This is a genomic window from Streptomyces sp. NRRL F-6492, assembly GCF_001280125.1.
In the GTDB taxonomy this organism is placed as follows: domain Bacteria; phylum Actinomycetota; class Actinomycetes; order Streptomycetales; family Streptomycetaceae; genus Streptomyces.
The window spans coordinates 1-18,480 of sequence record NZ_LGEG01000236.1; the positions used below are offsets into that span (position 1 = coordinate 1).

The window sequence follows — 18,480 nt, forward strand, 5'->3', positions numbered from 1 at the left end:
GCCTACTCCCGCCCCCTCACCCCCGCCAACCCGAACGCCGACCTCGTCAAGCGGCGGCGGGCGGCCGGGACCGGCACCCGGATCGGGGCGACCGGCTGCTCGGGGGCGCCCACCTGGGGCACCAGGGACGGCGTCGCCGAGGCGGTGCCGGCCAGGACGGCCGCGGGGGCGCCGCCGCGGCGGCGGATCGAGCCGGGGACCAGGGGACGGCCGGAGACGTGGCGGGCCACGGCCGTCACGGGGGCGGCGACCAGGAGGAGCAGGGCGCAGAGGACCGCGCCCATGCCCGGGTAGCCCGCGCTCTCCGAGAGGAGGCTGCCGGTCACCGGGCCGCAGGCCACGCCGAGGGAGGACGCCGAGCCGACCAGGACGGCCCAGCGGCCGCGCGGGTCGAGGGAGGCGGCCAGGCCCAGGAGGTACGACAGGACGACCGGGTAGACGGCGTTCCACAGGATCTCGCCGGTCGCGAAGGACAGCAGGTCCCGGGCGGCCGAGCTGAGCAGCACGCAGCCCGCGATGAGGACCGTGCCGACCCCGATCGGCACCGCCCGGCCCAGGCGCGGGCCGAGCGCCCCCGCCGCCGTGACCCCGGCGAGCCCCGCGCCGAGCGCCACCGCGAAGACCGCGCCGACGGTGACCTCGGAGAGCCCGGCCTGGGTGAGCCCGATGCGCCCGCTCACGCCCCACAGCGCGTTCTGCGCGAGGGACCAGCACAGGATGCCGCCCGCGAGGACGGCCCCCGCCCGGCGGTACGGCAGCGGGCCCGTCGCGGACGCGGCGGACTCCCGGCCCGTCACCGCGTCCGTACGCGCACGCGCCCGCGTACCTCCCGGCAGACGGCTCGTCACCGGCCACACCAGGGCCGCCGCGCAGGCGATCGCGAGCAGCGGGGGCGCGTGGCCGGAGCCCAGGTGGGGGAGCGTCAGGTAGAGGGCGCCGGCCGTGGCCGAGACGGAGAGCAGGCCCAGGGCCGAGCCCCGGTGCGGGTCCGGCCGCCCGGCGATCCCGGCGGCGGCCACCGCCGTCGCCGTGCCCGAGCCGAGGCCGCCGAGGACGGCGCCCGCGACCACCAGCGGCACGGTGCCGGTCGCGGCGGCGGAGCCGTATCCGACCACCATGGCGAGCAGGCCCGCGCGGGCCGCCCGGCGCGGTCCGATCCGCTCCCCGCGCGCGGCGAGCGCGAACCCGGCGGACGAGGAGCCGAGCAGCAGCACCGAGCCGACCAGGCCCGCCTGCGCGGGGGTGAGGCCGAGCCCGGCGGAGAGCCTGCCGACGACGGTCGGCAGGAGGTACGGGGCCAGGTAACCGGCCGTGAAGAGCGCGACGAGGGCGACGAGGGCCCCCGCGCCGCGAGACCGCGACGACATGGGCGTTCCCGGGAACAAGAAGGGGAGGGGGTGGAGCGCCCGGTGGTGCGCGAGGAGCACGGGGTCGCGGGACCATGTGTATCAAGCGAGGAGAGGGCGGGAGAAGACGGTATCCGCCGGTACGTCATGTGATCCGGGTCACCATGGGTTTGCCGGGGCGGTTCTCGGGTACTGAGGGCCTCCTTCGTGCGTCCCACCCGTCTCCCGCCCCCCATCGGGCACACTGGGCGGATCCGCACCGCGACCGGGGAGCCCGCCGTGACCACACCCAGGAGAGAGCAGCCGCAACACGACGCCGAGATCGACCCGTTGGAGCGGCTGCGCGAGCCCACCGACCCCGCCTGCGACGTCTTCCTGACCGGCACGGTCTTCCTCGACATCATCTTCACCGGCCTCGACAGCGCCCCCGTCCGCGGCACCGAGTCCTGGGCCCGCGGCATGGGGTCCAGCCCCGGCGGCGTCGCCAACATGGCCACCGCCCTCGCCCGCCTCGGCCTGCGCACCTCCCTGGCCGCCGCCTTCGGCGACGACCACTACGGCGAGTACTGCTGGGACGCCCTGGAGCAGGGCGAGGGCATCGACCTCTCCTTCTCCCGCACCGTCCCCGGCTGGCACTCCCCGGTCACCGTCTCCATGGCCTACGAGGGCGAGCGCACGATGGTCTCCCACGGCCACGCGGCCCCGCCGTCCGAGGGCGCCCCGCCCGCCTACCCGCCGCACGCGCGCGCGGCCGTCGCCTCCCTCGCCCCGGGCCGCCCCGAGGAGTGGGTCGCCCAGGCCGCCCGCTCCGGCGCCAAGGTCTTCGCCGACGTCGGCTGGGACGACACCGGCCGCTGGGACCTGGCGGCCCTGCCCGACCTGGAGCACTGCGAGGCGTTCCTGCCCAACGCGGCCGAGGCGATGCGCTACACCCGCGCCGACTGCCCCCGGACCGCCGCCCGCGTCCTCGCCGACAAGGTCCGCTACGCCGTGGTCACCCTCGGCGCCGAGGGCGCCTACGCGGTCGACGGCGCCACCGGCGAGACCGCCGAGGTCCCCGCCATCCAGGTCTCCGCCCTCGACCCGACCGGCGCCGGGGACGTCTTCGTCGCCGGCTTCGTCACCGGGACCCTCGCCGACTGGCCCCTCGCCGACCGGCTCGCCTTCGCCGGCCTCACCGCCGCCCTCTCCGTCCAGGAGTTCGGCGGCTCCCTCTCCGCCCCCACCTGGGACGAGATCGCCGCCTGGTGGCAGCGGGCCCAGGGCGACGCCCGGCAGGACCCCGCGGCCCTGCGGGACCGCTACGCCTTCCTGGAGCGCCTCCTGCCCGCCCCCGCCCGGCCCTGGCCGCTGCGCCGGGCGGTCCCGACGATCGGCTTCCGCGCGGCCGCCTCGTAGGACGGCCCGCCCGAAAGGGGGCGCCCCACTCGAACGGCCCTCCGGAAACCCCTTAGGCCTTGTCGGTACCAGGTCGTAGGCTTGGTGATCGAGAGGTTGTCGAGCCGCGAGAACCCCGCGTACGGGAGGTATGCGCAGGCCACAGTGCCGGCCCATGACTCACACACCCACAGCCCACGACGGAGCGCCCCGCGACGAGGCGCACGGACAGGCCCGCGCCCACTTCACGGTCCCCGCCAAGCACCCCATGGTGACCCTGCTGGGCTCCGGCGACTCCCTGCTCCGCGTCATCGAGCGCTCGTTCCCCGGGACCGACATCCACGTCCGGGGCAACCAGGTCAGCGCGGTCGGCGACGCGGCGGAAGTCGCTCTGATCCAGCGCCTGTTCGACGAGATGATGCTGGTGCTCCGCACCGGTCAGCCGATGACGGAGGACGCAGTGGAACGCTCGATCGCCATGCTCAGGGCGAGCGGAGACGGATCGGCGGAGGGCGGCGAGGAGACCCCCGCCGAGGTGCTCACGCAGAACATCCTCTCCAGCCGGGGCCGCACGATCCGCCCCAAGACGCTCAACCAGAAGCGGTACGTCGACGCCATCGACAAGCACACGATCGTCTTCGGCATCGGCCCCGCGGGCACCGGCAAGACCTATCTCGCCATGGCCAAGGCGGTCCAGGCCCTGCAGTCCAAGCAGGTCAACCGGATCATCCTGACCAGACCCGCCGTCGAGGCGGGCGAGCGGCTCGGCTTCCTGCCGGGCACGCTCTACGAGAAGATCGACCCGTACCTGCGCCCGCTCTACGACGCCCTGCACGACATGCTCGACCCGGACTCGATCCCCAAGCTCATGGCGAGCGGCACGATCGAGGTCGCGCCCCTGGCGTACATGCGCGGCCGCACGCTCAACGACGCGTTCATCATCCTGGACGAGGCGCAGAACACGAACCCCGAGCAGATGAAGATGTTCCTCACCCGCCTCGGCTTCGACTCGAAGATCGTCATCACCGGTGACGTCACCCAGGTCGACCTGCCGAACGGGACGAAGAGCGGTCTGCGGCAGGTCCGCGACATCCTCGACGGGGTCCAGGACGTCCACTTCTCCACGCTCACGTCGCAGGATGTCGTCCGGCACAAGCTCGTCGGCCGTATCGTCGACGCGTACGAGCAGTACGACAGCCGCAACGGCCGCAACGGGAAGTAGTCACAGAACCACCATGTCGATCGACGTCAACAACGAGTCCGGCACCGAGGTCGACGAGCAGTCGATCCTCGACATCGCCCGCTACGCGCTCGCGCGCATGCGCATCCACCCCCTCTCCGAGCTCTCGGTGATCGTCGTGGACGCGGAGGCGATGGAGCAGCTGCACATCCAGTGGATGGACCTGCCCGGCCCCACGGACGTCATGTCCTTCCCGATGGACGAGCTGCGTCCGCCGGCGAAGGACGACGCGGAGCCCCCGCAGGGGCTCCTCGGCGACATCGTGCTCTGCCCCGAGGTCGCCACCCAGCAGGGCAAGGACGCGCCGACGCAGCACTCCATGGACGAGGAGCTCCAGCTCCTCACCGTCCACGGAGTGCTGCACCTCCTCGGGTACGACCACGAGGAGCCCGACGAGAAGGCCGAGATGTTCGGCCTCCAGGCGGCGATCGTCGACGGCTGGCGCGCGGAGAAGGGCCTGACCGGCCCCTCCCCGGCGCCGACCGTCTCCTGACCCCGATGGACGTCTCGCTGGTCCTCGGGGCGGTCGCGCTCGTCGTCGTGGCCTGGCTCGCCGCCTGCGCCGAGGCGGGCCTCGCCCGGATCTCCGGCTTCCGCGCCGCCGAGGCCGTACGGTCCGGGCGGCGCGGGGCCGAGAAGCTCGCCCAGGTCACCTCCGACCCGACCCGCTACCTCAACGTGGCGCTGCTCGTCCGCGTCGCCTGCGAGATGGCGGCCGGCGTCCTCGTCACGTACGCCTGCCTGGAGGCCTTCCCGGAGACCTGGGAGGCGCTGCTCATCGCGATCGCCGTCATGGTCCTCGTCTCGTACGTGGCCGTCGGCGTCTCGCCGCGCACCATCGGCCGCCAGCACCCGCTGAACACGGCGACGGCCGCCGCGTACGTCCTGGTGCCGCTGGCCCGGATCATGGGCCCGATCCCGCAGCTCCTGATCCTCATCGGCAACGCGCTCACCCCCGGCAAGGGCTTCCGCAAGGGCCCCTTCGCCTCCGAGGCCGAGCTGCGCGCCCTGGTCGACCTCGCCGAGCAGGAGTCGCTGATCGAGGACGACGAGCGCCGCATGGTGCACTCCGTCTTCGAACTGGGCGACACCCTCGTGCGCGAGGTGATGGTGCCCCGCACCGACCTGATCTGCATCGAGCGGTACAAGACCGTCCGCCAGGCCCTCACCCTCGCGCTGCGCTCCGGCTTCTCCCGGATCCCGGTCACCGGCGAGAACGAGGACGACATCGTCGGCATCGTGTACCTGAAGGACCTGGCCCGCCGGACCCACGTCAACCGGGAGTCGGAGTCCGACCTGGTGTCGACCGCGATGCGGCCCGCCGCCTTCGTGCCGGACACCAAGAACGCCGGTGACCTGCTGCGCGAGATGCAGCAGGAGCGCAACCACGTCGCCGTCGTCGTCGACGAGTACGGCGGCACGGCCGGGATCGTCACCATCGAGGACATCCTGGAGGAGATCGTCGGCGAGATCACCGACGAGTACGACCGGGAGCTGCCGCCCGTCCAGGAGCTCGGCGAGGACCGCTACCGGGTCACCGCCCGCCTCGACATCGGGGACCTCGGCGAGCTCTACGGCCTGGGCCCCGACGAGTACGACGACGAGGACGTGGAGACCGTCGGCGGCCTGCTCGCCAAGGCCCTCGGCCGCGTCCCGATCTCGGGCGCGAAGTCCGTGGTGGAGCTGCCCGACGGGCGCTCGCTCCGGCTGACCGCCGAGTCCCCGGCCGGCCGCCGGAACAAGATCGTCACGGTGCTCGTGGAGCCGGTGGAGCCGGTCGGAGCGGAGAAGGAGCCCGAGTGACCCCCGAGGAGCCCGAGTGACCCCCGACGCGCTGCGCGCCCTCTGCCTGGAGTTCGACGACGCGACGGAGGAGTTCCCCTTCGGCCCGGAGACCTCCGTCTTCAAGGTCGCCGGGAAGCTCTTCGCCCTGTCGGCGCTCGACTCCGAGCCGCTGCGGGTCAACCTCAAGTGCGACCCGGACGAGGCCGTACGGCTCCGCGAGGAGCACCCGGCGATCGCCCCCGGCTACCACATGAACAAGCGGCACTGGAACACCGTGACCGTCGGAGAGCTCCCGGACCGGATGGTCCGGGAGCTGGTCGAGGACTCGTACGACCTCGTCGTCGCGGGCCTGCCGAAGGCGGTACGGCTCCGCCTCGACCGCCCCTGACCCGGGGCCGCCGCCACGGTCCTCAGGACCGGCGCCGCAGGCCCAGGCCGACGACCAGCGCCGTGCCGAGGACGATCGCCGCGTCCAGGGCGAGGACCGTGCGGACGCCCCCGTACAGGTCCCCGCCCGTCGTGGCGAGCACCCCGAGCAGCGGGATCCCGATCGTGATGCCGACCTGCTGGGTCGTGGTCACGAGCCCCGTCGCCAGGCCCTGCTCCCCGTCGGGGACGCCGGAGGTGACGGTCAGGCCGTACGAGATGATCGCGCCCAGGTGGCACATGGAGGCCAGCGACACCGCGACCGTCGCCAGGACCGCGCCCGAGCCCTCGGTCACGCCGAGCAGCGCGGCCGTCAGCAGGCCCTGGCCGGCGAGCGAGGCCGCCAGGGTGCGGCGGGCGCCGATCCGGCCGATCACCCTCGGCGCGAACGTCCCGGCGACGACCGAGAGCACGCCCTGCACCCCGAAGACCAGGCCGGTGGCGAAGGCCGAGAGGCCCAGGGTCTCCTGGAGGTACAGGGTCAGCACGAAGACGACGGTCGACATCATCGAGAAGGTGACGAGCCCGCCCAGGTTGCCGAAGGCGATCGTGCCCCGCCGCAGCATCGGCAGCGAGACCAGCGGGGCCGGGTGCCGGGACTCGACCCGTACGAAGACCGCGAGCAGCAGCACGCCCGCCACCAGGGTGATCCGCACGTCCGCGCCGCCGAAGCCGCGCTCGGCCGCCGTCGACAGGGCGTGGATCAGGGCGAGCAGACCGCCGGTGACGGTGATCGCGCCGGGCACGTCGAGCCGGGGCCGGTCCGGGGTGCGGGACTCGGGCAGCAGCCGGGGCGCCAGCGGCAGCACGACCAGGGTGAAGAGGGCCAGCAGGCCCATCGTGGAGCGCCAGCCGAGGGTGTCGGTCATGACCCCGCCGAGCACCATGCCGACGGTGAAGCCCAGCGAGAGCAGGGTGCCGGAGATGCCGAGCGCCCGGTCCCGCAGCGGCCCCTCGGGGAAGGTGGTCGTCAGGAGGGACATGCCGGTGGGCACGATCGCGGCGGCGCCGAGGCCCTGGAGGGCGCGCCCGGTGAGGAAGGCGGCCGGGTTCCAGGCGAGGGCGGCGAGCAGCGAGGCGGCGCCGAAGACGGCGAGCCCGGCGAGGAAGAGCCGCTTGCGCCCGTAGAGGTCGCCGATCCGCCCGAAGAGCAGCAGGAAGCCGCCGGAGGGCAGGGCGAAGGCGGTGACGGCCCACTGGAGGGCCGACCGGTCGAGACCGAGGTCGGCGCCGAGGACGGGCAGCGCCACGTTCAGCACGGAGAAGTCGAGCGCCACCATGAACTGGGCGGCGCACAGCACGAAGAGGACGAGCCGGTCGCGACGGCCGAGGACCGGGGGAGCGGGGGGCGCGGTCCCGCCGGGGGAGGGGGAGGACGGGGAAGGGGTCAGGGTTGCCATGGCCCCACCCTCGGCGCGCGGGAACAAGCCTGGGGAGCGGGAACTTATCCTGTTGGTCGCACCACCAGGCGTCCAGGGGGAGGAAGCACACGTGGCCACCGCTGCCGAGAGCACCGACGCGAAGCGGCACCGCCTCGGTGAACTGCGCGAGTTCCTGATGAGCCGCCGGGCCCGGGTCGGCCCGGCCGAGGCGGGCCTCCCGGACGGCGGCCGCCGCCGCACCCCGGGCCTGCGCCGCGAGGAGGTCGCCGTCCTCGCGGGCGTCGGGGTCTCCTGGTACCAGTGGCTGGAGCAGGGCAGGGACATCACGGTCTCGCCCCAGGTCCTGGACTCGGTGGCGCGGGTGCTGCGCCTGAGCCCGGCCGAGCGGCGCCACCTGTACGTCCTGGCGGCCCTGAACCCGCCGGCCCTGGAGGCGGCCCCGGAGGACCGGGACATGTGCCACGGACTGCGGCGGCTGATCGACGCGTGGATGCCGTTCCCGGCGCACATCATGGACGCGTACTGGAACACGGTCCTGTACAACGAGGCGGCGTCGGTCGTGCTCGGGATGCGGCCGGACACCTCCCAGAACTGCCTGGTCGCCTTCTTCACCGATCCGCTGTACCGCGCCCGGGTGAGCCACTGGGAGGAGCTGGCGCCCCGGGTGGTCGCGCAGTTCCGGTCGGCCTGCTCGGAGTGCCCCGACGACGAGGGCTTCCGGGCGGTGGTCGAGGAGGCCAGGGCGCTGAGCGGGGAGTTCGCGGAGCTGTGGGACCGGCGGGACGTCCTGCCGGGCGGCCAGCACCGCAAGGAGCTGGAGCACCCGCTGGCCGGCACGCTGGTCGTCGAGGCGACCCAGCTCCGGATCCCGGCCCGTCCCGACCTGGTCATCGTGATGCACACCCCGCTCCCGGAGGCCGACACGGCCGCGAAGCTGGAGTGGCTGGTCGCCCCGGAGGGCCGGCGCGGGGCGATGTACCCGGTGGCGGGCTGAGGTCCCGTCCGGGCCGTCACGGGGCCCCGCCTATGCTCGCTCCATGACACTCAGCAGCGAGCACGGCGACCTCGGCGCCGAGGACCTCAAGATCATCACCCTCGCGCGGAGCGCGCGGGCCCGCAACGGCGTGGCCGAGGGCGCGGCCGTCCGCGACGAGACCGGCCGGACGTACGTGGCCGGGACCGTGGCCCTCGACTCGCTCAGGCTGAGCGCCCTGCAGACCGCCGTCGCGATGGCGGTGGCCAGCGGCGCCGAGTCCCTGGAGGCGGCGGCCGTCGTGTCGACCGCCGAGGCGGCCTCGGACGCGGACCGCGCGGCCGTGCGGGACCTCGGCGGCCCGGAGACCCCGGTCCTGCTCGCGGGCCCGGACGGACGGCTGCGGCAGGCCGTCACGGCGGGCTGAGACGCGCCGCCGGCCCCTCCGCACCCACTGAGTGCGTGACGCGGGCGCTCATCGGGGACAATGGCCCCCATGAGCGCTCGCAACCAAGAAACCGAAGCCGTCCACCGGGCCGGCTTCGCCTGCTTCGTCGGCCGCCCCAACGCGGGCAAGTCCACCCTCACGAACGCTCTGGTCGGCCAGAAGGTGGCCATCACCTCGAACCGGCCGCAGACCACCCGGCACACCGTCCGGGGCATCGTGCACCGCCCGGACGCGCAGCTGATCCTGGTCGACACCCCCGGCCTCCACAAGCCGCGCACCCTCCTGGGCGAGCGGCTCAACGACGTCGTGCGCACCACCTGGGCCGAGGTCGACGTGATCGGCTTCTGTCTGCCCGCCGACCAGAAGCTCGGCCCCGGCGACCGCTTCATCGCCAAGGAACTGGCGGAGATCAGGAAGACCCCCAAGGTCGCGATCATCACCAAGACCGACCTGGTCGACTCCAAGACCCTGGCCGAACAGCTCATCGCCGTCGACCAGCTCGGCAAGGAGCTGGGCTTCGAGTGGCAGCAGATCGTCCCGGTCTCGGCCGTCGGCGACAAGCAGGTCCAGCTCGTCGCCGACCTGCTCGTCCCGCTGCTCCCCGAGTCCCCGCCGCTCTACCCGGAGGGCGACCTCACGGACGAGCCCGAGCAGGTCATGGTCGCGGAGCTGATCCGCGAGGCCGCGCTCGAAGGCGTGCGGGACGAGCTGCCGCACTCCATCGCGGTGGTCGTGGAGGAGATGATCCCCCGCGAGAACCGCCCGGCGGACCGGCCGCTGCTCGACATCCACGCCAACGTGTACATCGAGCGCCCCAGCCAGAAGGGCATCATCATCGGCCCCAAGGGCAGCCGCCTGAAGGAGGTCGGCATGAAGTCCCGCAAGCACATCGAGGCCCTCCTCGGCACCCCGGTCTTCCTCGACCTCCACGTGAAGGTCGCGAAGGACTGGCAGCGGGACCCGAAGCAGCTGCGGAAGCTGGGCTTCTAGGAGCCGCGGAGAGCTACGCGCCTTCCTTGAGGACCCTCGACACGAGGGTCCTCTGCGCGTCCGTCAGGTCGGGGTCGCCGCACCGGACCGTGCGGCCGTCGATCGTGATCTCGTACGAGAAGCCGTCCGGGACCCCGCCCCGGCCGCCGTCCCGGTCGTCGCCGGCCGCGAGGACCGCCCCCGCCAGGGCGGTCCACTCCCCGGCGTCGGGACGGCCCGAGGTGTCCACCTCCGCCGACCGCTCGATGCCCGCGAAACCGCCCGTGCGCCGTACTCGAATCCGCATGGGCCCTTGTCTACCCCGGCTCAGTCCGTCGGCACGCCCACCGCCGCCCAGGACTTCAGCACGGCCTGGATCTCGGCCCCGTCGCCGTACCGGTCCTTCGCCGCCTTCACCGTCGCCGCCGCGAACTCGGCGAACCGGGTCTCCGGGGTGAGGGCGCCGCCGGTCATCACGTCGTACCAGATCTGCCCGGCGCGCTCCCAGGCGTTGCCGCCCAGTTCGGTCGCCGCCAGGTAGAAGGCGTGGTTGGGGATGCCGGAGTTGATGTGCACCCCGCCGTTGTCGCGGCCCGTGCGGACGTAGTCGTCCATGTGGGCGGGCTGCGGGTCCTTGCCGAGGACGTCGTCGTCGTACGCGGTGCCGGGGGCCTTCATGGAGCGCAGGGCCCTGCCCTCCACGTCCGGGTGGAAGAGGCCCTCGCCGATGAGCCAGTCCGCCGCCTCGGCGCTCTGCCCGAGGGCGTACTGCTTCACGAGGGAGCCGAAGACGTCCGAGACGGACTCGTTGAGGGCGCCGGACTGGCTGAAGTACTCCAGGTTCGCCGTGTACTGGGTGAAGCCGTGGGCCAGTTCGTGGCCGATGACGTCCACGGGCAGGGTGAAGTCGAGGAAGATCTCGTCGTCGCCGTCCCCGAACACCATCTGCTCGCCGTTCCAGAAGGCGTTGCCGTAGTTCCGGTCGTAGTGGACGGAGGCGGTCAGCGGCAGCCCGGAGCCGTCGATCGAGTCGCGGCCGAAGGCGTTCAGGAAGAGGTCGAAGGTGGCGCCGAGGCCCGCGTACGCGCGGTTGACGGAGGCGTCGCCGGTCGCCTCCGCGCCCTCGGCGCGGACCTTCTCGCCCGGCAGGTCGGTGCCGTGCCGGCAGTCGTGGACGGTCCGGTGGGGCGTGGCGGCGTCGCGGGCGGCGGCCGTCGGGGCGGAGCCGGGCAGCGGCAGCACCCGGAACGCGCGGGCCGAGGCGTCCGCGGCCAGGGTGCGGCGGGCGGCGGCGGCGACGGCCGGATTCGAGGAGTGCGCCAGGTGCTCCAGGAGGTGCGGCGGCACGATCGAACAGAAGACGGGCGTGTGAGCGGTCATTCCAGCAATGTGGCAGTGCGTGACGGCGCTGTCACGAGGAGAGACGAGGATTGGCGAAATGGAGTGATCCGTCACTGTTCGAGTTTGATTCCGGAGGCGTCCCGCATACTGGAACGGGACGTCCGCTTCCGCGTCCCTGGGCTAAGCTGCGGCACATCATGCGTTTCAGGCTGCTTCTCCTTAGCTGCCGCGGCGAGGGCCTGTAGTCGTAGGCCGACCCCCTCCCCGCGGGATCTGGTGTTGCGTTCGACAGTCGGCCGTCCACTCCGTAGGACCACCGAGGAGCCCACGCAATGTCGCAGTCCCCGTTCATCGGCCGCCCCACGCCCGTCACCAACGAGACGCCGCTGCAGAAGCCGTCCGGGATGCCGATCCACAAGTACGGCCGGTACGAGGCCGTCGAGATCCCCGACCGGACCTGGCCCGACCGGCGCATCACCAAGGCCCCCCGGTGGCTGTCCACCGACCTGCGCGACGGCAACCAGGCCCTGATCGACCCGATGTCCCCGGCCCGCAAGCGCGAGATGTTCGACCTGCTCGTACGCATGGGCTACAAGGAGATCGAGGTCGGCTTCCCGTCCTCCGGCGAGACCGACTTCGCGTTCGTGCGCTCCATCATCGAAGAGGGCGCGATCCCGGACGACGTCACCATCTCCGTCCTGACCCAGGCCCGCGAGGACCTGATCGAGCGGACCGTCGAGTCCCTGGTCGGCGCGAAGCGGGCCACCGTCCACCTGTACAACGCCACCGCGCCCACCTTCCGCCGGGTCGTCTTCCGCGGCTCGAAGGAGCAGATCAAGCAGATCGCCGTGGACGGCACGCGCCTGGTCATGGAGTACGCGGAGAAGCTGCTGGGCCCGGAGACGGTCTTCGGCTACCAGTACAGCCCCGAGATCTTCACCGACACCGAGCTGGACTTCGCCCTGGAGGTCTGCGAGGCCGTCTGCGACGTCTGGCAGCCGGGCCCGGGCCGCGAGATCATCCTCAACCTGCCCGCCACCGTGGAGCGTTCGACGCCGTCCACGCACGCGGACCGGTTCGAGTGGATGTCCCGGAACCTGACCCGCCGTGAGTACGTCTGCATCTCCGCCCACCCGCACAACGACCGCGGCACGGCCGTGGCGGCGGCCGAGCTGGCCGTCATGGCCGGCGCCGACCGCGTCGAGGGCTGCCTGTTCGGCCAGGGCGAGCGCACCGGCAACGTCGACCTGGTGACCCTGGGCATGAACCTGTTCAGCCAGGGCGTCGACCCGCAGATCGACTTCTCGCAGATCGACGAGATCCGCCGCACCAGCGAGTACTGCAACCAGATGGAGGTCCACCCGCGCCACCCCTACGCGGGCGACCTGGTCTACACCGCCTTCTCCGGCTCCCACCAGGACGCCATCAAGAAGGGCTTCGACGCCATGGAGGCCGACGCGGCCGCCCGGGGCAAGACCGTGGACGACATCGAGTGGGCGGTCCCGTACCTGCCGATCGACCCGAAGGACGTCGGCCGCTCCTACGAGGCCGTCATCCGGGTCAACTCGCAGTCCGGCAAGGGCGGCATCGCGTACGTCCTGAAGAACGACCACAAGCTGGACCTGCCCCGCCGGATGCAGATCGAGTTCTCCAGGATCATCCAGCAGAAGACCGACTCCGAGGGCGGCGAGGTCACGCCGGCCGCGATCTGGTCCGTCTTCCAGGACGAGTACCTGCCCAACCCCGACGACACCGCGGCTCGTTGGGGCCGCATCCAGCTGCGCTCCGGCCAGACCACCTCCGACACGGACGGCACGGACACGCTGACCGTCGAGGCGGTCGTGGACGGCGTCGACACCGTCCTGACCGGCTCCGGCAACGGCCCGATCTCGGCCTTCTTCGCCGCCCTGCAGGCCGTCGGCGTGGACGCCCGCCTGCTGGACTACCAGGAGCACACGATGAGCGAGGGCGCCTCCGCGCAGGCCGCCTCGTACATCGAGTGCGCCATCGACGGCAAGGTCCTGTGGGGCATCGGCATCGACGCCAACACCACCCGCGCCTCCCTGAAGGCGGTCATCTCGGCGGTCAACCGCTCCGCCCGCTGACCTGTCCCGGAACCACTGCCCCGCATCCTCCCGGAGGGTGCGGGGCAGCGCCGTTCCCCCGGCGGGGGAGGCGGAGGAGGGCTCGCGGAACCACTCCGGAGGGTGATTTCCCGGCATGCGAACGGTGACGTGTCTCGGCCATCTCCCCAGTGAAGTGACGTAGGGGTGCTGACGCCGCATCAAGGATGTGGCTAACATCACGCCCACGCCGGCAGTGCAGCCGGGGCGTCGAGGAGGTGCGTATGCGGTCTGCCCGGAATTCACGTGGTGGGAAAGTGGGCATCTGCGGGGTTCGCACCTCCTGGAACACCGTCGGGGACGGGGAGTTCTTCTGCGAGGAGTGCGGGGGCGACCGCAACTACCGGCGGCGCACCGGCCGCCGCAGGTTCGCCGTCCTGGGCGTCCCCGTCCTGCCCCGGGGCTGTACGGGCCCCGTCGTCGAGTGCGCGGCCTGTCACACGCACTTCGGCACGGAGGTGCTCGACCGCCCGACCACCAGCCGTTTCTCCGCGATGTTGCGGGACGGCGTGCACACCGTCGCCCTGGCCGTCCTCGCGGCCGGCGGCACCGGCTCCCGGGCCGTCCTGGACCGGGCCGTCAGCGCGGTCCGCTCCGCCGGCTTCGCGGAGTGCACGGCCGTCCAGCTCGTGGACCTGGTGGAGGCCCTGGAGGCCGACACGGGGCGCTTCATGCCCGAGGTGAACCCCGAGGGCACGCTCCTCGCGATCGAGCTCCACGAGGCCCTGGAGCCGCTCGCCCCGCACCTGGCCCCCTCCGGGCGGGAGTCGATCCTCGTCCAGGCCGCCCGGATCGCCCTGGCCGACGGCGCCTACAGCCCGGCCGAGATGGAGGTCCTCGGCACCGTCGGCAACGCGCTCTCGCTGCCCCCGGACGACACCGTCCGGCTGCTCACCTCCGCGCGGACCGTTTCCTGAGGCGTGGGAAGGGTCCCACCGGGAGGAACGACTCCGCGGGGACCCGGAGATCCCCTCCGAGCCCCCGCGGTCGCCGTACCGGTGCGACGGTTACTGAATCGCGCCGCTCGCGCGCAGCATGTCCTCGCGCTCCACGATCTTCACGCGCTCGCGGCCCTGCGGCTCGCCGAGCGCCTTCTCGGCGGCGTCCAGGGCGTACCAGCCCTCCCACGTCGTGTACGTGATGCCCTTGCCCTCGAGGAAGGCCACGACCGCGTCCGTCTCCGGGGTGGCCGGGTCGAGCAGGCGCCCGTTCGCGAAGTCGTCCAGGAGGTTCGCCACGGTCTCGTTGGCGTCGCCCTTGGTGTGGCCGATGAGGCCGACCGGGCCGCGCCGGATCCAGCCGGTGACGTAGGTCGACGCCAGGTGCTCGCCGTTCTCCTGGATCACCCGGCCGCCCTCGTCCGGGACGGTGCCGCTGACGGCGTCCCACGGGAGCTTCGACAGCTCGTCCGAGAGGTAGCCGACCGCGCGGTAGACGGCCTGGACGTCCCAGTCGGTGGTCCGACCGGTGCCCTTGACGTTGCCGGTGCCGTCCAGCTCGGTGCGCTCGGTGCGCAGGCCGACGACCTTGCCGTCCTCGCCGAGGACCTCGACCGGGGACTCGAAGAAGTGCAGGAAGAGCTTGTGCGGGCGGTCGCCGGTGTCGCGGATCGCCCAGTTCTCCAGGGTCTTCGCGACCATGTCGGTCTGCTTGTTCTTGCGGCGGTCCGCGATCGAGCCGTCGTCGTAGTCGATGTCCTCGGGGTTGACGATGACCTCGATGGTGGGGGAGTGGTCCAGCTCGCGCAGCTCCATGGGGCTGAACTTCGCCTGCGCCGGGCCGCGGCGGCCGAAGACGTGCACTTCCAGCGCCTTGTTGGCCTTCAGGCCCTCGTAGACGTTGGCCGGGATCTCGGTCGGCAGCAGCTCGTCCGCCGTCTTCGCCAGGATGCGGGCGATGTCGAGGGCCACGTTGCCGACGCCGAGGACGGCGACCTTCTCGGCGGACAGGTCCCAGGTGCGCGGGACGTCCGGGTGGCCGTCGTACCAGGAGGCGAAGTCGGCGGCGCCGAGGCAGCCGTCCAGCTCCACGCCGGGGATCTTCAGCTCGCGGTCGGCCATGGCGCCGGTCGAGAAGACCACGGCGTCGTAGAAGGAGCGCAGGTCGTCCAGGTGCACGTCGGTGCCGTAGTCGACGTTGCCGAACAGGCGGACCTGCGGCTTGTCGAGGACCTGGTGGAGCGCGTTGACGATGCCCTTGATGCGCGGGTGGTCGGGGGCGACGCCGTAGCGGATGAGGCCGAAGGGCGCCGGCATCCGCTCGAAGATGTCGATCGACACGCCCGGTTCGGCGGCGGCCTCGGACTTCAGCAGCGCATCGGCGGCGTAGATTCCGGCGGGGCCGGCGCCGACGATCGCGACCCGGAGGGGGCGGGGCATGACTGGGTTCCCTTCGCAGCGACATGGCGGCGAAGCCGCCGACACTTAGGTCACCCTAAATAATGCACGACCCGGAGCGGTACCCGGCCCCGGCCTATGAGCACATAAGTTTGACTTATGACTTCCATAAGAAGGGCTAGGCGGGGCCGTCGAGCGCCGTGGGATCGAGGATCGTCAGGACGACCATGGTGATCGCGCAGGCGTACGCGCCCAGTCCCAGGACCACGAAGAACAGTCCGGCGCAGAGCTCCACGCGCCGCATCAGGGCCACCCTCGGCAGGACGACGTTCCCCGGGTCCCGGGGGTCGTAGCTGACCTTGACGGCCGTGCCGCCCGCCCAGGTGAACACGTGGCGGACCAGGCCCGCCGGGTCCACGTAGAGGTATGTCCCCGGCTCCCGCGGGTCCTCCGCCGCGAAGGTCGTGACGCCGTGCCGGACCAGACGCCACTCGCGGTACCAGTTGGCCAGCGCGTTCGCCCCGGCGGCGAGGCCCACCGTCCCCACGACGCCCCCGATGACGAGCACGATCAGGACGAACGGGTCTCCGAGCACGCAGACGAGCACGCCCGCGATGACGAGCGCGCCGAGCAGGCCGTACGACCCCCGCTTGATGGCCCGCAGCTTCCGCGCCCGCCAGTTCGGCGAGAGGGTGCGGGCCTCGACCAGACCGGCCCCGTCGGCCGTCGCGTCCCGCCCGGCCACCCCCGGCAGGACGGCGTTGACGGCCGCCGCGAACATCGTGGCCGCCGCCTCGCTCGTCCCGTCGATCCGGTGTACGGACGGTACGGCGCCCTCGGGGGCCGTCAGCTCGACCGCGACCGACCGGCCCTCGGCCAGGACCCGTCCCACCGCCGCCAGGGGGATGCGTGCCTCCTCGCGCGGCCGGCTCAGGAGCAGCGCGTCGCCGTCGAGGCGGAGCGAGGTCTTCCCGGAGCCCTGGACGACGGGTATGGACGGGGTCGTCGTCATCTCCGCACGCCCGCGACGAAGGCGGCCCAGGCGGCGGCGGGGACGACGAGGACGGGGCCGGGGTTCTTGCTGTCCCGGACCGGGACGACGCCGGGGACGTCGTCCAGGACCTCGACGCAGTTGCCGCCGTCGCCGTTGCTGTGGCTGCTCTTGCGCCAGGCGGCGTCCGTGAAGTCGTAGGAGACTTCGACGCAGTCGCCGCCCGACGCGTTGCTGTAGCTGCTCTTGAACCAGTGGGCGTGGGTCAGGTCGTACTCGCGCATCGTCTGAAGTCCTCCGCCGCCGACTCGATCAGCTTGAGGGACGCCTCCGGCGACAGTGTGGCGACCCTGAGTAGATCGTAGGCGCGCTGTGCCTGCTTCACCATCGCCGGATCGTCGAGCAACGTTCCCGAAAAAGCGGTCTCTGTATAGGCCGTTGGAGGCTGGTCCTTGAACTCCATCAGTCGCAGGGAGCCCTCCATGACCGAGTGCGCTCCGACTGAGCGGGGGAGCACGGTCACCAGGACCTGCCGCTCCCGGATCAGCTCCACGATGTGCTCCAGTGCCGCCGCCATCACTGCTGCACCTCCCACGGGGGTGAGGACGGCGTTCTCGTGGAGGATGACCCAATACTCGGGCCTTGTAGTGTCCGCGAGGATCTTCGCCCGCTCGATCCGAGAGGTGACCTTCTCGTCGACGAACTCCTCCGCGGCGAAGGGGTGCATCGCCAGCGTCACCGCCCGCGCGTACGCCCCCGTCTGCATCAGACCCGGGACGACCGTCGGCGCGAACTCGCAGATCTTCGTCGCCACGGCCTCCAGCTCCGCGACCGCGTGGAAATAGGACGCGTACGGCGACTTGTCGATGAGCTTGCGCCAGGTGCGTTCGAAAATACCGCCGGTTTGTAGGACCTCGTCGATTCTTTTCGCGACGTCCAGTTGGGGTTTTCGAATTCCCTGCTCGAACAGTCCGATGTAGCCGCCCGAGACGAACACCCGTCCGCCCAGTTCGCTCTGCGAGATCCCCGCCGCCTCCCTGCGTTCCTTCAGGAGGTCCCCGAAGAACTCCCACACGTCCTGCCGCTTGCCTCTGGCCATGACTTAACTCCCCTGCCCTACCCCGCAGTTGTACGGCGTGCGCAGCTGCCGATTCTACGGATCAGGGGTCACCCTGGAGAGGCGAAGCGGGAAATGGATTCAGAAAGGCATACGTTGGTGAAGGAAGACATCACGAAGGCGTCCACGGGGACGGTCGGAGCCGCGCAAGAGGCGGTGGCGGAATTGCGCGAGGCACTCGCGAGTGCGGGAATCACCCTTCCCTCGCTCGGCCTCGACGTCGTCACCCTCGCCGCCGATCCCCCGAGGCCGCTCGTGGAATTGGGATGCTGCACGGTGGAAACGGCCCGGCTCCTCGCCGCCGCCGTACTGCCGAGGGAGGAGAGTCGATCGTGACGCTGCCCATCGGGTCGTACGTCGTCGAGATCCGCACCGGACGCGTCGGGAGGGTCATGGGGCACGAGGGCCCCTACGTCCAGATCCGCGCGCTGGGCGGCGGGCGCGAGTGGGACGTGGACCCCGAGGGGGTGCGGGAGGCGACCTCGGCCGAGCGGCTGAGCGCGTCCACGGCGCACGTCAACGCCCGCAGCCGGGGCGAGGTGCCTTGAGCGGCGGCGGGGCCCCGTAGGGCTCCCGTACGGCACCGGCACCCGGCCCCGGACCCGGGTGTCGGTGCCGTACGGGAG

Annotated in this window: 20 protein-coding genes; 12 read left to right on the forward strand and 8 right to left on the reverse strand. The window is 72.1% G+C overall.

What is annotated here, in order from left to right; genetic code table 11:
- Positions 1–2: 2 nt before the first annotated feature.
- On the reverse strand, positions 3–1,367 hold the full coding sequence (locus tag ADL08_RS24330) for an MFS transporter (RefSeq protein WP_053646447.1): 1,365 nt from the start codon (positions 1,365–1,367) through the stop codon (positions 3–5).
- A gap of 258 nt (positions 1,368–1,625) precedes the next feature.
- On the opposite strand from ADL08_RS24330, the gene ADL08_RS24335 reads away from it, so the two are divergent.
- From ADL08_RS24335 to ADL08_RS24355, 5 genes are all read left to right on the forward strand, one after another.
- Positions 1,626–2,744 carry a carbohydrate kinase family protein gene (locus ADL08_RS24335; protein WP_053646448.1) on the forward strand — a complete coding sequence of 373 codons (1,119 nt, stop codon included), beginning with the start codon at positions 1,626–1,628 and terminating at the stop codon, positions 2,742–2,744.
- Between the two features lie 154 nt (positions 2,745–2,898).
- Positions 2,899–3,945 carry a PhoH family protein gene (locus tag ADL08_RS24340; protein WP_053646450.1) on the forward strand — a complete coding sequence of 349 codons (1,047 nt, stop codon included), beginning with the start codon at positions 2,899–2,901 and terminating at the stop codon, positions 3,943–3,945.
- A 13-nt stretch (positions 3,946–3,958) separates the two neighbouring features.
- The gene (ybeY, locus tag ADL08_RS24345) at positions 3,959–4,456 is read left to right on the forward strand and encodes an rRNA maturation RNase YbeY (protein WP_030211030.1); all 498 of its coding nucleotides are present in this window, start codon (positions 3,959–3,961) and stop codon (positions 4,454–4,456) included.
- Between the two features lie 5 nt (positions 4,457–4,461).
- Positions 4,462–5,766, forward strand: coding sequence for a hemolysin family protein (locus ADL08_RS24350; protein WP_053646452.1), 1,305 nt, complete (start codon positions 4,462–4,464; stop codon positions 5,764–5,766).
- Between the two features lie 16 nt (positions 5,767–5,782).
- Entirely contained in the window at positions 5,783–6,136 is a 354-nt protein-coding gene (locus ADL08_RS24355; RefSeq protein ID WP_053646454.1) for an MmcQ/YjbR family DNA-binding protein, read from the forward strand.
- A 22-nt stretch (positions 6,137–6,158) separates the two neighbouring features.
- Here the strand turns inward: ADL08_RS24355 and ADL08_RS24360 are convergent, their stop codons facing one another.
- Positions 6,159–7,574, reverse strand: coding sequence for an MFS transporter (locus tag ADL08_RS24360; protein ID WP_053646457.1), 1,416 nt, complete (start codon positions 7,572–7,574; stop codon positions 6,159–6,161).
- Positions 7,575–7,665: 91 nt separating this feature from the next.
- Between ADL08_RS24360 and ADL08_RS24365 the strand changes: the two genes are divergently transcribed.
- From ADL08_RS24365 to era, 3 genes are read left to right on the forward strand one after another with little or no spacing between them, the layout of a single operon-like run.
- On the forward strand, positions 7,666–8,550 hold the full coding sequence (locus ADL08_RS24365) for a helix-turn-helix transcriptional regulator (RefSeq protein ID WP_053646459.1): 885 nt from the start codon (positions 7,666–7,668) through the stop codon (positions 8,548–8,550).
- Positions 8,551–8,593: 43 nt separating this feature from the next.
- On the forward strand, positions 8,594–8,956 hold the full coding sequence (locus ADL08_RS24370; RefSeq protein ID WP_053646461.1) for a cytidine deaminase: 363 nt from the start codon (positions 8,594–8,596) through the stop codon (positions 8,954–8,956).
- Positions 8,957–9,016: 60 nt separating this feature from the next.
- The gene (gene era / locus ADL08_RS24375) at positions 9,017–9,967 is read left to right on the forward strand and encodes a GTPase Era (RefSeq protein ID WP_420709594.1); all 951 of its coding nucleotides are present in this window, start codon (positions 9,017–9,019) and stop codon (positions 9,965–9,967) included.
- Positions 9,968–9,980: 13 nt separating this feature from the next.
- Here era and ADL08_RS24380 read toward each other — a convergent pair whose 3' ends face one another.
- Both ADL08_RS24380 and ADL08_RS24385 read right to left on the reverse strand, forming a co-directional pair.
- Positions 9,981–10,253, reverse strand: a complete 273-nt coding sequence (locus tag ADL08_RS24380; RefSeq protein ID WP_053646464.1) for a protealysin inhibitor emfourin — start codon at positions 10,251–10,253, stop codon at positions 9,981–9,983.
- A gap of 20 nt (positions 10,254–10,273) precedes the next feature.
- The gene (locus tag ADL08_RS24385) at positions 10,274–11,326 is read right to left on the reverse strand and encodes a M4 family metallopeptidase (RefSeq protein ID WP_053646466.1); all 1,053 of its coding nucleotides are present in this window, start codon (positions 11,324–11,326) and stop codon (positions 10,274–10,276) included.
- Positions 11,327–11,619: 293 nt separating this feature from the next.
- Here ADL08_RS24385 and leuA point away from each other — a divergent pair, with 293 nt between their 5' ends.
- Together leuA and ADL08_RS24395 are read left to right on the forward strand one after the other, a co-directional pair.
- On the forward strand, positions 11,620–13,392 hold the full coding sequence (leuA, locus tag ADL08_RS24390) for a 2-isopropylmalate synthase (RefSeq protein WP_053646468.1): 1,773 nt from the start codon (positions 11,620–11,622) through the stop codon (positions 13,390–13,392).
- 242 nt (positions 13,393–13,634) lie between these two features.
- The gene (locus ADL08_RS24395; RefSeq protein ID WP_053646470.1) at positions 13,635–14,327 is read left to right on the forward strand and encodes a TerB family tellurite resistance protein; all 693 of its coding nucleotides are present in this window, start codon (positions 13,635–13,637) and stop codon (positions 14,325–14,327) included.
- A gap of 90 nt (positions 14,328–14,417) precedes the next feature.
- On the opposite strand, the gene ADL08_RS24400 is transcribed toward ADL08_RS24395, so the two are convergent.
- The 4 genes from ADL08_RS24400 to ADL08_RS24415 all read right to left on the reverse strand — a co-directional run bounded on the left by ADL08_RS24400 (position 14,418) and on the right by ADL08_RS24415 (position 17,836).
- On the reverse strand, positions 14,418–15,788 hold the full coding sequence (locus ADL08_RS24400) for an FAD-dependent oxidoreductase (protein WP_053646472.1): 1,371 nt from the start codon (positions 15,786–15,788) through the stop codon (positions 14,418–14,420).
- A gap of 136 nt (positions 15,789–15,924) precedes the next feature.
- Complete coding sequence (locus ADL08_RS24405; RefSeq protein ID WP_053646474.1) at positions 15,925–16,758, reverse strand: hypothetical protein; 834 nt, start codon at positions 16,756–16,758, stop codon at positions 15,925–15,927.
- The gene (locus tag ADL08_RS24410; protein ID WP_053646476.1) at positions 16,755–17,021 is read right to left on the reverse strand and encodes a DUF397 domain-containing protein; all 267 of its coding nucleotides are present in this window, start codon (positions 17,019–17,021) and stop codon (positions 16,755–16,757) included. Before ADL08_RS24410 ends, ADL08_RS24405 begins: the two co-directional genes overlap by 4 nt.
- Positions 17,003–17,836, reverse strand: a complete 834-nt coding sequence (locus ADL08_RS24415) for a helix-turn-helix domain-containing protein (RefSeq protein WP_053646478.1) — start codon at positions 17,834–17,836, stop codon at positions 17,003–17,005. The genes ADL08_RS24410 and ADL08_RS24415 overlap by 19 nt, the downstream gene beginning before the upstream one ends.
- 117 nt (positions 17,837–17,953) lie before the next feature.
- On the opposite strand from ADL08_RS24415, the gene ADL08_RS24420 reads away from it, so the two are divergent.
- The gene (locus tag ADL08_RS24420) at positions 17,954–18,190 is read left to right on the forward strand and encodes a hypothetical protein (RefSeq protein WP_229991658.1); all 237 of its coding nucleotides are present in this window, start codon (positions 17,954–17,956) and stop codon (positions 18,188–18,190) included.
- On the forward strand, positions 18,187–18,402 hold the full coding sequence (locus ADL08_RS24425; RefSeq protein WP_053646480.1) for a hypothetical protein: 216 nt from the start codon (positions 18,187–18,189) through the stop codon (positions 18,400–18,402). Before ADL08_RS24420 ends, ADL08_RS24425 begins: the two co-directional genes overlap by 4 nt.
- Positions 18,403–18,480 lie beyond the last annotated feature (78 nt).